Annotated in this window: 14 protein-coding genes; 7 read left to right on the plus strand and 7 right to left on the minus strand. The window is 61.9% G+C overall.

Annotated features, from left to right (window positions below; all coding sequences use genetic code 11):
* Positions 1 to 32 precede the first annotated feature (32 nt).
* On the minus strand, positions 33 to 1,025 hold the full coding sequence (locus tag OPC11_RS19120; protein WP_264782992.1) for a glutathione S-transferase family protein: 993 nt from the start codon (positions 1,023 to 1,025) through the stop codon (positions 33 to 35).
* Between the two features lie 322 nt (positions 1,026 to 1,347).
* Here OPC11_RS19120 and OPC11_RS19125 point away from each other — a divergent pair, with 322 nt between their 5' ends.
* The gene (locus tag OPC11_RS19125) at positions 1,348 to 2,481 is read left to right on the plus strand and encodes a citrate synthase (protein ID WP_264782993.1); all 1,134 of its coding nucleotides are present in this window, start codon (positions 1,348 to 1,350) and stop codon (positions 2,479 to 2,481) included.
* Positions 2,482 to 2,531: 50 nt separating this feature from the next.
* On the opposite strand, the gene OPC11_RS19130 is transcribed toward OPC11_RS19125, so the two are convergent.
* On the minus strand, positions 2,532 to 3,392 hold the full coding sequence (locus OPC11_RS19130; protein WP_007982108.1) for a Rieske 2Fe-2S domain-containing protein: 861 nt from the start codon (positions 3,390 to 3,392) through the stop codon (positions 2,532 to 2,534).
* 327 nt (positions 3,393 to 3,719) lie between these two features.
* Between OPC11_RS19130 and OPC11_RS19135 the strand changes: the two genes are divergently transcribed.
* The 3 genes from OPC11_RS19135 (at position 3,720) to OPC11_RS19145 (ending at position 6,394) form a co-directional block, all read left to right on the plus strand.
* Positions 3,720 to 5,195 carry an ATPase domain-containing protein gene (locus tag OPC11_RS19135; protein ID WP_264782994.1) on the plus strand — a complete coding sequence of 492 codons (1,476 nt, stop codon included), beginning with the start codon at positions 3,720 to 3,722 and terminating at the stop codon, positions 5,193 to 5,195.
* Positions 5,192 to 5,560: a response regulator gene (locus OPC11_RS19140; protein WP_007982112.1), complete on the plus strand. Its 369-nt coding sequence runs from the start codon at positions 5,192 to 5,194 to the stop codon at positions 5,558 to 5,560. Before OPC11_RS19135 ends, OPC11_RS19140 begins: the two co-directional genes overlap by 4 nt.
* An 87-nt stretch (positions 5,561 to 5,647) precedes the next feature.
* Positions 5,648 to 6,394 (plus strand): ribonuclease H-like domain-containing protein, encoded by a 747-nt coding sequence (locus OPC11_RS19145; RefSeq protein ID WP_264782995.1) that lies wholly within the window; start codon positions 5,648 to 5,650, stop codon positions 6,392 to 6,394.
* 303 nt (positions 6,395 to 6,697) lie between these two features.
* On the opposite strand, the gene OPC11_RS19150 is transcribed toward OPC11_RS19145, so the two are convergent.
* Together OPC11_RS19150 and OPC11_RS19155 are read right to left on the minus strand one after the other, a co-directional pair.
* Positions 6,698 to 7,690, minus strand: a complete 993-nt coding sequence (locus OPC11_RS19150; protein ID WP_264782996.1) for an MBL fold metallo-hydrolase — start codon at positions 7,688 to 7,690, stop codon at positions 6,698 to 6,700.
* Positions 7,691 to 7,785: 95 nt separating this feature from the next.
* Positions 7,786 to 8,385, minus strand: coding sequence for a hypothetical protein (locus OPC11_RS19155; RefSeq protein WP_264782997.1), 600 nt, complete (start codon positions 8,383 to 8,385; stop codon positions 7,786 to 7,788).
* Positions 8,386 to 8,685: 300 nt separating this feature from the next.
* Between OPC11_RS19155 and OPC11_RS19160 the strand changes: the two genes are divergently transcribed.
* From OPC11_RS19160 to OPC11_RS19170, 3 genes are all read left to right on the plus strand, one after another.
* Complete coding sequence (locus tag OPC11_RS19160; protein ID WP_264782998.1) at positions 8,686 to 9,057, plus strand: hypothetical protein; 372 nt, start codon at positions 8,686 to 8,688, stop codon at positions 9,055 to 9,057.
* Positions 9,058 to 9,094: 37 nt separating this feature from the next.
* On the plus strand, positions 9,095 to 9,283 hold the full coding sequence (locus OPC11_RS19165; protein ID WP_264782999.1) for a hypothetical protein: 189 nt from the start codon (positions 9,095 to 9,097) through the stop codon (positions 9,281 to 9,283).
* A gap of 77 nt (positions 9,284 to 9,360) precedes the next feature.
* Positions 9,361 to 9,549, plus strand: coding sequence for a hypothetical protein (locus OPC11_RS19170; RefSeq protein WP_264783000.1), 189 nt, complete (start codon positions 9,361 to 9,363; stop codon positions 9,547 to 9,549).
* On the opposite strand, the gene OPC11_RS19175 is transcribed toward OPC11_RS19170, so the two are convergent.
* From OPC11_RS19175 to OPC11_RS19185, 3 genes are all read right to left on the minus strand, one after another.
* On the minus strand, positions 9,515 to 10,111 hold the full coding sequence (locus OPC11_RS19175) for a uracil-DNA glycosylase family protein (protein ID WP_264783092.1): 597 nt from the start codon (positions 10,109 to 10,111) through the stop codon (positions 9,515 to 9,517). The two genes, OPC11_RS19170 and OPC11_RS19175, sit on opposite strands and share 35 nt — an antisense overlap.
* Before the next feature lie 687 nt (positions 10,112 to 10,798).
* Positions 10,799 to 12,064 carry a translation elongation factor EF-1 subunit alpha gene (gene tuf, locus OPC11_RS19180; protein WP_264783001.1) on the minus strand — a complete coding sequence of 422 codons (1,266 nt, stop codon included), beginning with the start codon at positions 12,062 to 12,064 and terminating at the stop codon, positions 10,799 to 10,801.
* 62 nt (positions 12,065 to 12,126) lie between these two features.
* The gene (locus OPC11_RS19185; RefSeq protein WP_264783002.1) at positions 12,127 to 13,224 is read right to left on the minus strand and encodes a YihY/virulence factor BrkB family protein; all 1,098 of its coding nucleotides are present in this window, start codon (positions 13,222 to 13,224) and stop codon (positions 12,127 to 12,129) included.
* Positions 13,225 to 13,239: the final 15 nt, after the last annotated feature.

The raw sequence follows: 13,239 nt of genomic DNA on the forward strand, positions 1-13,239 counted from the left end.
CAACGATGGTTATCTATGTATTCTGGGGATTTTCACCGTCGAATCTCGTTCGGCGGGCCGCCCGCTAACCGCTCGCGGTCGTGGTCCGCATCGAAGTCGAGGTCCGGGCCGACGGGGACGATTCCGGTCGGGTTGATGTCCGCGTGGCTTCGGTAGTAGTGTCCCTTGATGTGGTCCATCCGAATCGTCTCGGCGACGTCGGGCAGTTGTGCCAACTCCTTCAGGTAGTTCCAGAGGTTCGGGTAGTCCGCGATTCGGCGGACGTTGCACTTGAAGTGCGTCGCGTACACCGCGTCGAAGCGCACGAGCGTCGTGAACAGGCAGAGGTCGGCCTCGGTCAGGTCCGGCCCGCAGAGGTAGCGCCGGTCGGCGAGTACCCCCTCCCAGCGGTCGAGCGCCTCGAACAGGTCGGACACGGCCGCTTCGTAGGCGGTCTGGGTCTCCGCGAACCCCGCACGGTACACGCCGTTGTTGATGGGGTCGTAGATCGCCTCGATGGTCTCGTCCACTTCCTCGCGGTACGTCTCGGGGTAGAGGGTCACGTCGCGGTCCGCGATGTCGTCGAACGCGGTGTCGAACATCCGCATTATCTCCGCCGACTCGTTGTTGACGACGGTTTCGCGCTCCTCGTCCCAGAGGACGGGCACCGTCACGCGCCCGGTGAACTCGGGGTCGGCCTTCACGTACACCTCTCGGAGGTACTCCGCCCCGTTCGCGCTGTCAGCCGTACAGCCGAGCCGGTCGGGAGAGAACTCCCAGCCGTCGTTCTGCCGGTGTGGGTCCACGACCGACACCGAGATGTGGTTTTCGAGTCCCTTCAGCGACCGCACGAGGAGCGTCCGGTGTGCCCACGGGCAGGCGTAGGAGACGTACAGGTGATAGCGACCCGATTCCGCCGGAAACTCGCTCTCCGGGTCGTCCTCGACCCACTCGCGGAACGACGTCGTTTGTCGCTCGAACTCTCCCTCCTCGTTCGTGCTCTCGTACGCGTCGGTCCGCCACTCGCCGTCCACGAGCATGTTCATGCCAACGGATTGGGTTCTCCCGGCCTTAGGACTGGGGTTCCCCCACGTTCCTTCCGGGTTCGGTCGGGATTTCGTCGAAGGGATGGGTCGGAGAGTAATCCTTCCCGACCCATTCGAAGGGTATTTTCCTGTCCAATTAGAAATCTCTCCGCATTTCTGTCCAGATATCTCTCTGTATATCTTCCCAGAAATCCCATTCTCTTCGAGTCCGGCGCACCCGACTGAGCGATTTCCGGACGCTCCACGATTTTTCACGAATTTATATTTGTAATAGGAAATATAGGGTGTATATATGCTCCGGCGTTCGTAGTTCATTCGAAGCATGACCGACCAGACCATCAACGAGGGATTGGAGAACGTCATCGTCGCGGAAACCCGACGCAGCTACATCGACGGCGACGCCGGTGAACTGGTCATCGCCGGGTATCCGCTCGCGGAACTCGCCGAGCAAGCGACGTTCGAGGAGACGGTCTTCCTCCTGTGGAACGACCGCCTGCCGACCGCCGAGGAGTTGGCGTCCTTCCGCGCCGACCTCGCCGCCTACCGCGACCTCTCGGATGCGACGCTTGACTTGCTCCGGGCGGCCGCGGCGGACGACGCCGACCCGATGGACGCGCTTCGGATGGGCGTCGCGGCCGCGACGCTCGGACACGAAACGGACGGTCCCGAGGACGAAGCCCGCCTCCTCGTCGCGCAACTGCCGACCATCGTGGCGGCCTACTGGCGACTCCGAAACGGGAACGAACCGGTCGCCCCCGACGGCGACCTCTCGCACGCCGCGAACTACCTCTACATGCTCACCGGGGAGAAACCGACCGACGCCGAGACGCGCGGCCTCGAAACCTATCTCAACTCCGTCGTGGACCACGGCCTCAACGCCTCGACGTTCAGCGGACGAGCCATCGTCTCGACGGAGACGGACCTCGTGTCGGCAGTTACGGGCGCGGTCGGCGCGCTCAAGGGGCCGCTCCACGGGGGCGCGCCCGGCCCGGTTCTCGACATGCTCCTCGACATCAACGAATCGGGCGACGCGGCGGGCTACGTCGAGGACAAACTCGACGAAGGAGAGCGAATCATGGGCTTCGGTCACCGGGTCTACAACGTCCGCGACCCGCGGGCCGCCGTGCTTTCGTCGGCCGCCGAATCCTTCTACGAGTCGGGCGGCGAGCGCGCGTTCTTCGAGACGGCGAAGACGGTTGAAACGACCACGACCGACCTGCTCTCGGAACGCAGGCCCGACCTCAGTCTGGCGACGAACGTCGAATTCTACACGGCCGTCCTCCTCCACGGCATCGGGATTCCGTCGGAACTGTTCACGACGACGTTCGCCATCGCCCGCGTCGGCGGATGGACCGCACACTGTCTGGAACAGCTCGACGACAACCGCATCATCCGGCCGCGCTCCGCCTACGTCGGCGGGGAAAATCGGGAGTGGCAACCGGTCGAGGAGCGGTAATCGGAGAGCGATAATCGGGAATTGCTCTACTCTGGAACTGCTCGTTACCCCTACTCACCCGACGAATCCGTCGGCCGCGGCAGGGCGACGAACGAGAGCCGTTCGATGGCGTACGGGTCGTAGATGGACTGGTGGCACGGGCAGTAGATATCGTTTTGCGCGTTGAACTTCGCGCTCCCCGGGTCGGCTTTGAACAGCGGCACACAGCAGAAGTGCGTACACTTGTCGAGGATGGCGATGAACCCTTCCTGCGTGCTCGCCTGTAACCACTGGTTGTTCTTCGCCTTCTCCTCTATCGCCGTGCTCCTGATTATCTGGACGGGAATCGTCCCGCTCGCTTCCACGTCCTGTGACCGCCACGTCGCGGAGGCGGGTTTCCCGAGCCCGGATTTTCCGATGTCGTTCCCCCACGTCCTGTAGTCGTCGAAGTCGTCGATGTTGACCCTATCCCCCGCGGAAACCGATTCGGACTGCCACGTGTACTGCGAGGACGTGTAGCGGAAGTAGTTGTCCTGTTCCGCGTCCGGTTGGATACCGGGATACGTCTGGACGCCACAGTACTGGAACCACTGGGAGGAGTACGTGATTCCCCCCATCTGTTGTTCGGCGATGGTGACGGTGTTGCCGTTTCGTTCGACCTGCTTCACCTCGGGCCACACGCCTCTCAGGTCGCCGTTGCTATCGAGTTCGACCGGAATTTGGGGCATCCCCCGCGGTGCGGGTCCGGCGATGTTCTCGACGCCGTAGTATTCGACGGTCCCGCCACCCGCTCCGGAGGGCGACGTCGCGGTTTTCATCATCGCCGCCGTTCCCGTTCCGATACCGGCCAACGCCGCACTGCCGACGACTCCTTTCACGAACCGTCGGCGCGAGGACTCCTCCGGATATTTGTCGGTGTCTGCGTCGGACATCGTATTTTCACCTGCGTGTCGCTCACCCCGTCAGGGTCGGTGGACGAGCGGCTCACGCGATGGCGTCGCTAGGTCCCTCTCTCCCTTTGTTATTTGTTGCCAATCGAACGGCTGCCGGTGCTTACCCCCTGACGGTTCCGGGTAAGTGTTCGTTTTCTGCTACTTCGTCACGTTCTCGAAACCACCTTTGTCATACACGTTCTCAGACTGTTCACGTCACGGTCCGTTCCACCTATTTTCCCCGCATCGGGTCGCCGCTCCCTTGCGATTCGTTCCTTTCACGCCCAATAGAGATATATGTGTGTTCCCGCGATTATGTACTAGGGTATGACTCTCAGTCCACCGAAGCGGATATCGACCGGTGTGCCCGGACTGGACGAGATAGTGCACGGCGGACTCATTCCGGGACGAAGCTATCTCGTTCGAGGCGATCCGGGAACGGGGAAGACGATTCTCGGCATCAATTATCTCACCGCGAGTCTCGACGCGGGCGAGACGGTGTTGTTTGTCAATTTGGAGGAATCGGAATCTGACATTCGACAGAACGCGGCGACGCTGGGTATCGACCTCGACGACGTGCACTTCCTCGATTTGAGTCCCGATTCGGACGTGTTCGTCGACGACCAGTCCTACGATATCTTCTCTCCGAGCGAAGTCGAACAGGAACCGCTCACGCGGGCGATAACAGAGCGCGTCGAAACCATACAGCCGGATCGGGTGTTCATCGACCCCCTCACGAAACTCCGACATCTGACCTCGGATGAGTACCAGTTCCGAAAGCAGGTCATCGCGTTCATGCGCTACCTGAAAGAGCAGGGCGCGACCGTTCTCGTCACGTCGGAAAACACTGCGAACTCGCCGGACGATGACCTCCAGTACATGACGGACGGTACTATCGAACTCAAACGGTCGGAACGCGGTCGCACCATCAGCGTGCCGAAGTTCCGCGGCTCGTCGATTCGAGAGGGGAGACATTCGATGCGAATCGAGGCGGGCGGTCTCGCCGTCTATCCCGAACTGACGACGAGCAAGTCCGACGGCGAGTACGTCGCCGAACCCATCCCGTCGGGCGTCTCCGAAATCGACGAACTGCTGCACGGCGGTATCGAGCGCGGCACGGTGTCCGTCATCAGCGGTCCGACCGGCGTCGGGAAGACGACGGCCGGAACGCAGTTCATGAAGGAGGCCGCGAATCGCGGCGAGCGGTCGATAATCTACATGTTCGAGGAATCGACCGAGACGTTCATGCAACGGAACAAATCCGTCGGCATCCCGGTCGAAGAGATGATGGCGGAAGGGACGCTTTCGGTCGAAGAGGTCGAGCCCCTCGACCACTCGGCGATGGAGTTCGCCAGAAAGGTGCGCCACGAAGTGGAGGACAACGACATCAGCATCGTGATGATAGACGGTCTGCAGGGGTACAAGCTGTCGGTCCAAAGCGAGGACAACGAGACGCTGGTCCGAAAGCTCCACACCCTCTCGCGCTACCTGAAGAGCATGGGCGTCACCGTCATCCTCGTGGACGAAATCGGCACCGTGACCGGTGAATTCCGCGCGACCGAGGCCGGTATCAGTTATCTCGCCGACACCCTCGTCTTCCTTCGCCACCTCGAAATCTCCGGCGAGATGCGCAAGGCCATCGGCGTGCTGAAAAAACGAACCAGCGATTTCGAGCGCACCCTCCGCGAGTTCCGCATCACCGAACACGGCGTCGAAGTCGGGAAACCGCTCACCGGTCTTCGCGGCGTCCTCTCGGGCGCTCCCGAGTGGGTCGAATCCGCGCCGGACCTCGACGATGAATGACCGCTTCGTCATCCGTGCTCGTCCTGAGTAAGAACGAGCGCAACCTCTCGCTCCTCGCCGACCTCGTTTCCGAGGAGGGTTGTGAGGCGACCACCGTCACGTCCGTCGCGGAGTTCGACACCGTGCTCCGAGACGAGGCGTCGATAGCCGTCGCCGTCCTCGATACGGAGGGGTACACTGCAGACCTCTGGAAACGGTGTGACGACCTCCACGAGCGCGGGGTTCCGATGGTCGTTCTCACCCCCGAGACGTCGCCGCGCCTCCGGCGCGAAGCCATCAGCCGCGGGGTTCGATCCATCCTCGAAAAGCCGGTCGATACCGCCGACCTGCGCGCGACGATTCGCGGCATGCTCAGTGCGGAGTAAGTTTCGACCATGGTTTCATTCACGGAACTGATGGTTTTCGTCCGCGAGAGACAACGCATTTAACGCTCTCGTGGTATCCTTCGGTCGATGCGAATCGAGAACAGTTTCATTCCCGTCCGCGGGGTGGGCGAGAAGACGGAACGGAAACTGTGGCGAAACGGCGTCACACACTGGGACGAGTTCGACCCGTCGTACGTCGGGGACGCCACCGGCGACCGAATCGAGTCGTTCATCGCCACCGCGAGCGAGCACTTGGACGACGGAAACTCCGCCTTTTTCGCGTCCGCCTTCCCCAGCGGCGAGGGATGGCGGTTGTACGAGAACTTCCGCTCTTCCACCTGCTTTTTCGATATCGAGACGACCGGGCTGAGCCACCACTCCAGCGTCGTCACCACGGTCAGCCTCCACCGCGACGGCGAGACGAAGACGCTCGTCCGCGGCGACGATTTGACCGCGGACGCCCTTCGGCGCGAACTCGGCGAGTCGGACCTGATAGTCTCGTTCAACGGCAAGCGCTTCGACCAGCCGTTCCTCGAACACGAGTTCGACCTGTCGCTCGACACGCCCCACGTCGATTTGATGTACGTCTGCAAGCGCCTCGGTCTCACCGGCGGCCTCAGCGCGGTGGAGTCCGACCTCGACATCAGTCGCGGCGGCATGGACATCGGCGGCGAGGACGCGGTTCGACTCTGGCACCAGTACGAAGCGGGCGACGAGGACGCCCTCGACGTTCTCGTCCGGTACAACCAGTACGACACGCAAAACCTGGAGACGATTCTCGACTACGCCTGCGAGACGCTCCACGACGACGTGTTCGCGCGACACCTCCCCTGACCGCGACTCTACCCCGATTTCCCCCGACTCGGACGGTTTCGACCTTTGGGACCTCGTACATTCGTATTTCCGTTTTGCGTGTTTCGCGCATTCGAATTTCCAGTCCGGCGCGCGCTGGCGAGGCGGGGGCTTTCGAAGTTCTCACTTCTGTAGATGTGTTCTCAGTAACAGCAAACTCACCTCGTAGCGCTGCAATCACGCGAAAACCGTTGGCTGTTCGTCGCGACCGTGACCGAACTATCCGAAAACTGCTGCCAACTGCACCAAACATCCGTTTCCCGGTCTCGAAACGCGAACTCGTGATTACGGACTCGTCGCCATCCGGTCCTCGAAGAGCGCGTCCAAATCGGGTTGCTCGACCAGTTCGTACTCGTCGCCGACGCGTTCGACGTATCCCGCTTCCGCGAGATGTCTGAGGTGGGCGTAGGATTCGCCGGGGCCGTGGAGGAGGTGGATGCCGTCGAGGTCGCCGAACAGGTGGGAACCCACGGTCCACGGGTCGGTCGGGCCGTGTCGTTCCAGCACGTCGATGACGTCACCGGCGCGGTCGCGGTGGTGGTCCCGAATCTCGCGGGCGCGCTCCGTCGGGTCGAGCGGGCCGCCGTGGCCGGGCCAGGCGCGCTCGTAGGACTCCCCGACGACGTGCGACAGCGTATCGAGGTACGCCGCAAGCGGATTTTCGAGGCGGACGTCCGCGCCGCCGACGTTGGGCGTGTAGTTTCCGAGGAGGGCGTCGCCGCAGAAGAGTCCGCGGCCGGAGTCGCCGTCGAAGGCGAACCCCGAGAGACCGGCGGTGTGGCCGGGGAGGTGGACGGCTTCGAGTTCGACGTCGCCGCAGTCGAAGCGGTCGCCCGCGGAAAACGGCTCGACGGTCGGTTCGGGACCGTCGAGACGACCGATTTTCCGCGCGTGCTGGAACACCGGGTCCTGGATGTGCTCGGGGAGCCCCCACTCGTCGAGGAGGCGCCGTTGGCGGGTTTCGATGGCGTCCCACGCCGACTCGTCTTGGGCGACGAGCGCCGCGTCGTCCTCGTGGACGAAGACGGCGGCGTCGCTTCGCGCTTGGACGGTTCCCGCGAGTCCGGCGTGGTCGGTGTGCCAATGGGTGACGAGCACACGGTCCACGTCGCCGACCGAACAGCCGTAGTCGGCCAATCCCGACTCCAGCGAATCGAGCGTTTCGGACTTTCGCACGCTCGTGTCGATGAGTGTCGTGGGAGCATCGGTATCGGTACCGAGGAGGTAAACGCTGTTTTCTCCCTCGAACTCCGAGTTTTCGAGTCGAATTCGGTTCACACCTGTTTTCGAGCGTCACCACTCATTATATTTTTTATATTTCTCTCGATAACGAGTGGCGTCCGTCGGCGTGTCGAACGTCGGAGCGGTACTCGTTACTCGTCGCCCGCGAGGAGTTGGGCGAGCGACAGCGCCGTAAACGACGCGACGATGAGGACGTCCCAAATGAGGTTGGGGACGAAGGAAACGGGTGGGACGCCGAGCCACGCCGCCGCCACGACGGCGATTCCGACCGCGGTGGCGCGTCGATAGTAGCGCAACCACGGGATTTCGTCGTCGCTCGATTCGGTCTCTTTCGTTTCGACTTCGTAGTCGGATTCGTCCGCCGTGTCGAGATACGGGTCGAACTGGTCGGCCAGCGGTCCGCGTTCGACGATGCCGCGGCTCTTGTTGTAGCGGATGATTCCCTCGCTTTCGAGCTTCGGCAGGTGAGATTGGTACAGCGCGATGTAGACGCGCTGGCGTTCGTCCGAGGTGAGCGCCTGCACGGTCGTGTCGTTCTCCCACGCGGCGACCTGCTCCGCGAGGTCGCGCATCTCGACCGTGCCGCCGGTCTCCTTCAGGAACCGAAGCGCGTCCCGACGTCGCTGTGTCTGGAGAATATGAAATATCTTGTCGCGGGAGAGCGGTTCGACGGACTCCTCCGTGGCGTGTTCGAACCCGTCTCCCGCGGTCGAGTCGGAACTGACGCTCATCGTTTCGTCCCTTGGTATGCGTCGCTTTCCACTCGATTTCGAGTGCCCGGTCGTGGATTCTCGTCGTTACTTCGGTCCGAGACTGTCGGTCGTCTCGGTAATCGGTCGTTTCGTTGCTCGCGTGCCATGTAGTTCAATATCTCTTGTTGATTTTAAAAAGGTATTGGGTCTACGACGATGATAAAGGTCTCATTTATCTTCTGGCCGCTCGTTGGTAGTTTCCGATTCCCGACTGTTCAGTTTCGTCGTCGAAGCCGTGGTCGGGGTTTTAATATCTCGAAATGGAAGCTTTCCACGACGATGGAGAACTTCGACGGCCGGGAGTACAGGCGAGTCGTGCACCGACTCGCGGGCAAGGTTCGGGAACGGGTCGGTTCCGGGATGAGCATGCGCTCCGCCCTGTACCGGTCGGTCGGCGAGTGTATCGGCAACCTCTGGAATCGTGACGTGTCGCTTCGCGTCTGTGAACTCTCCGAACAGGACCCCGAAATCGAGATGGTGACCGAAATCGTCGCCGAGGACGAGACCGAGACGCACGCCGATTACGAGGTGTTCGTCCGCGCGATGGCGTTCTCGGTCCTCGAACAGGACGTGCGCGAAGCGGTCGAAAACACGGTTTCCGTCGAACGGGAAACTGACTCCGGAGCGAACGGACGCGAACTCGGCGGCTAGACCATACGTTTACGCGCCTTCGGGCCGTGGTGACTCTATGCCCAGTCCCACCCGCTCGGACGATGAATTCACGTCCTGTGCCAACTGCGGCAAACTCGTCAACCTCTCGGAGTATCACCCGACGGTGGTCGTTCGACACAGCGTCACCGCCAACCAAACGGAGAACGTGACCCTCCACTTCTGTAGCGAGGACTGTCTGGACGAGTGGACCGGCCCGTTCCCGTGACCCGATTTTCGCAGTAATCTCCCCTTACCGGCCGAACGCTCACCGCGTTTTACCCGCCCGCTCGACGTTCTCGCCGCATGGAGTTCGAACGCCCGGAATCGCGCTGGAAACGCGCCGCCATCATCGGCGGCATCGCGCTCGGCTTTCTCGCCGCTTCGTTCATCGTGCTTCCCGTCGCGCTGCTCGCGGTCGAGTTCGTCGCGGGAATCGTGGTCGGACTCGTTCGCGTCGTCACCGGACCTCGTACGGATCGGCGTCCGGCATGAAGCGCCCCAGATCGACCGTCTGCTGGTAGTCCGAGGACAGGATTCCGTTCAGTCGCTCCCGAAGGCGGTCGCCGTCGTTCGGTCCCCACTCGCGCGGGTCACGAACCGGGACGACGAGGAAGCCCCGTCCTTTGATCTCCTCGGCGTGGAGCGCCGCCATATCTGGGCCGTCCCGTCCGTCGCCGATTCCGTGTTTTTCGGCTTGCGCCGTGAACTCCCAGAAGACGTGTTCGGTCGCTGTTCGGCCGACCGGAAGCAGGACGTGTGCGGCGATAGCCCTGAGTTCGGCGTCGAAAAACCGCTCCATGTCGTCGTACTCTCGCGGCGTGGGTTGCCGACCGTCGGGCAGCCTGCACATGTGGAGGTAGCTCATGAACAGGTTCGCGATGGTCGGCCGGTCGCTGTACACGTCGCCGATGAGGCCGACCTCGTTCAACACCGGCTGTAGCGTCTCCCCGACGGGGCCGCCGGTAAACGGCACGTTCGACTCGATGCCGCCGTGCGCTCCCGGATGGTCGCCGATGAGGTGGAAGTCCGCGTTCGCGTCGCCGTAGCCGAACACTGCACAGTCCCCGTCGTGTGTGACGTTACACTGGCAGGGTGGTTGCATTCCGAACGGATTGCTCGTCCGTTCATCCTCGTGAAGCCATTGCACACCCTCCGTAGCAGTCCCGTATGAAAAAGCGCGTCGGTCCGCGGAACCGCACCGCTGTCGGGTTCAACGGACGTTCGACTGGAATCGTATTTCCGAAAACCGGTAGACCTGAATTGGAAGATGCATCGGGAGATGCACCGAACCAGAGACACAGAGCTGTAGATTTTGACAGGCGCAAAGCCGTGATTTTTCGCGGGTCGTTCTTCGAATCCTATTCGTTCCCTCCTGTTTGGTATGACATAACACATAGTACAACGGCGCGATTACTATTTAGTTCTTGTGGTGATATCGGGCGATAAGCTCTGCCAATGATTTCCCAATTTGCTAAAAACAATGCAAATGGGATTTTCTAACCGAAATAATTTGAACATCTCGTTTCACGTGGTCCCGTTCTCACCGTCGCCGTTTTCCCTCCTTCTTCGCCTGCTCTCACCTCTCTCCTTCTTCCCCTGATCTCTTTCCCCGTTCTTCGTTTTCTACCCGACACTGTGCGGCCCGGAGCGGCGCGGATGCGCCGCTCCGGGCTGTTTCACCATCTTCCGTACACTCACCGGACTTCATCCCGCGAAAAACAGCAATTCGGGCCGACGCCCGCTACTTCTCGTTCACTTCCAGCACCCGCCCCGCCGCGATGGTCTGGCCCATGTCGCGCACCGCGAAACTGCCGAGTTCGGGAATCTCCGACGACGGTTCGATGGACAGCGGTTTCTGCGGTCTGACGGTGACGACGGCGGCGTCGCCGCTCTGGATGTAGTCGGGATTCTCCTCGACGACTTCGCCGCTGGCCGGGTCTATCTTCTGATCGATGGATTCGATGGTGCAGGCGTCCTGTGCGGTGTGCGCGTGGAACACCGGCGTGTAGCCCGCGGTGATGACCGACGGGTGTTGCATCACGACGATTTGGGCCGTGAAGGTGTCCGCCACCTTCGGCGGGTCGTCCGCCGGACCCGCGACGTCCCCGCGCCGGATGTCGTTTTTGCCGACTCCGCGGACGTTGAACCCGACGTTATCCCCCGGTCCCGCTTCCGGGACCTCCTCGTGGTGCATCTCGATGGTTTTGACCTCGCCGGTCACGTCGCTCGGTTGGAAGGACACCGAGTCGCCGATGTTCAACATGCCCGTCTCGACGCGTCCGACCGGGACGGTTCCGATGCCCGAAATCGTGTACACGTCCTGAATCGGCAACCGAAGCGGCGCGTCGGTCGGCGGCTCCGGCATCGGCAGGTCGTTGAGCGCTTCGAGGACGGTTTCCCCGTCGTACCACGACATCTCGTCGCTGTGGTCCACGATGTTGTCCCCCGCGAGCGCCGAAATCGGAATGAACGAAGCGTCCTCGGTGTCGAACCGGACTTGATTCAACAGCCCCTTTACCTCGTCTACGACCTCGCGGTAGCGGTCCTCGCTGTAATTCGCGGCGTCCATCTTGTTTACCGCGACGATGAGTTCGTTGATGCCCAAGGTGCGCGCGAGGAAGACGTGTTCTTGCGTCTGTGGCTGAACGCCGTCGTCCGCGGCGACGACGAGGACGGCGTTGTCCGCCTGACTCGCTCCCGTAATCATGTTCTTCACGAAGTCGCGGTGGCCCGGCGTATCGACGATGGTGAAATAGTACTCGTCGGTGTCGAACTCCTGGTGGGCGATGTCGATGGTGACGCCGCGTTCGCGCTCCTCGGCGAGGTTGTCCATCACGTAGGCGAACTCGAAGCCGCCCTTCCCCTTCTCTTCGGCTTCCTGTTTGTGCTGTTCGATGACGTGTTCCGGGACGCTCCCCGTCTCGAAGAGGAGTCGTCCGACTAAGGTGGATTTTCCGTGGTCGACGTGACCGATGATCGCTAGGTTCTGATGTGGTTTGTCTGGCATACCCCTTTCCCCCGTATCGAGTACGTATCGTGACGAATGAGCAAAACAGTTGTGCCGGTTCCCTACTCCCCGCTGCGCCTCGTCTTCGTCATTTCCCGCCGTAGCTCCCGTTGAATCTCGTTCGTCGAAAGGCCGTCCTCACGCGCCTGTCTGGTAAGCCGGTGTAACACCTCCCGGAACTCCTGCTCGCTCTCGATTCCTCCGCTCGCCACTGCTTCTCCCCCGTTCGCCACTGTTTCATTCGCCCTCGTATCGTTCACTCCCGATTTGTTCGCTCCCGCGCCGCTCTCCTCCGTCTCGTCCCCCACCGTACCCTTCCTCTCGGTCGGTTTCACTTCCGCCGAGTCGCGTTCGCGGTCGCTTTTGGCGGCGTCTCCCGTCCGTCCGGCGAGGACCGCGTTGACCGCCGCGCCGAACAGGATGACGATGCTGCCGACGTAGAGCCAGACGATGACGAGGAGGATCTTTCCGACGGTTCCGTACAGGCTGGTGTTGTACGCCGAGACTTGCGCGTACATGTGAAACACCGAGTGGAGGACCTGCCAGCCCACGGCCGCGATGGCGACACCGGGGAGGATTTCTCCGATTTCGACGTCGATGTTCGGAAACACGTAGTACATCGGGAGGAACGCGATGCCGAGGACGAGTATCGACACCCCCTCGGCCAGATACTCGTCGAACGGCAACCGCTGTGGCGTCGAAATCGTCGCGCTGGTCACGCCGATGGTGACGACGACGAGGACGAGCGCCACGAGGACGACCACGCCGTCCTCCAGTTCGTCCCTGAACGAGGTCTTTCGCTCCACGTCGTAGATGTCCGCGAACGCCGCGTCGAGCGCCCGAAAGATTCGAAACGTGCCCCAGAGGAGCACCAGGACGACGACGAGCGAGTCGCCCGGCGACGGTGCCCCTGAAATCGCGTTTTGCAGGAAGATGTTGGCGCTCGCCGGGAGGTAGGACCCGATGTCCTGTATCAACCGCCTCGCGAGGGTTTCGCTCCCGACCGCGGAGACGATGAGCGTCAACAACAGAAGCACGGGAAGCAGGGAGACGAAGGAGTGGTAGGCGATGCTCCCCGCCATGAATTTGATGTTCTCCTCGTGCACTTCCCGCACGATGTCCCGCCCTAAAGAGACGACGCGCCGGAGTCGAGGGTTCATATCCGATATACGGTG

It is taken from the genome of Haladaptatus sp. T7, assembly GCF_026008575.1.
Classification (GTDB): Archaea; Halobacteriota; Halobacteria; order Halobacteriales; family Haladaptataceae; genus Haladaptatus; species Haladaptatus paucihalophilus.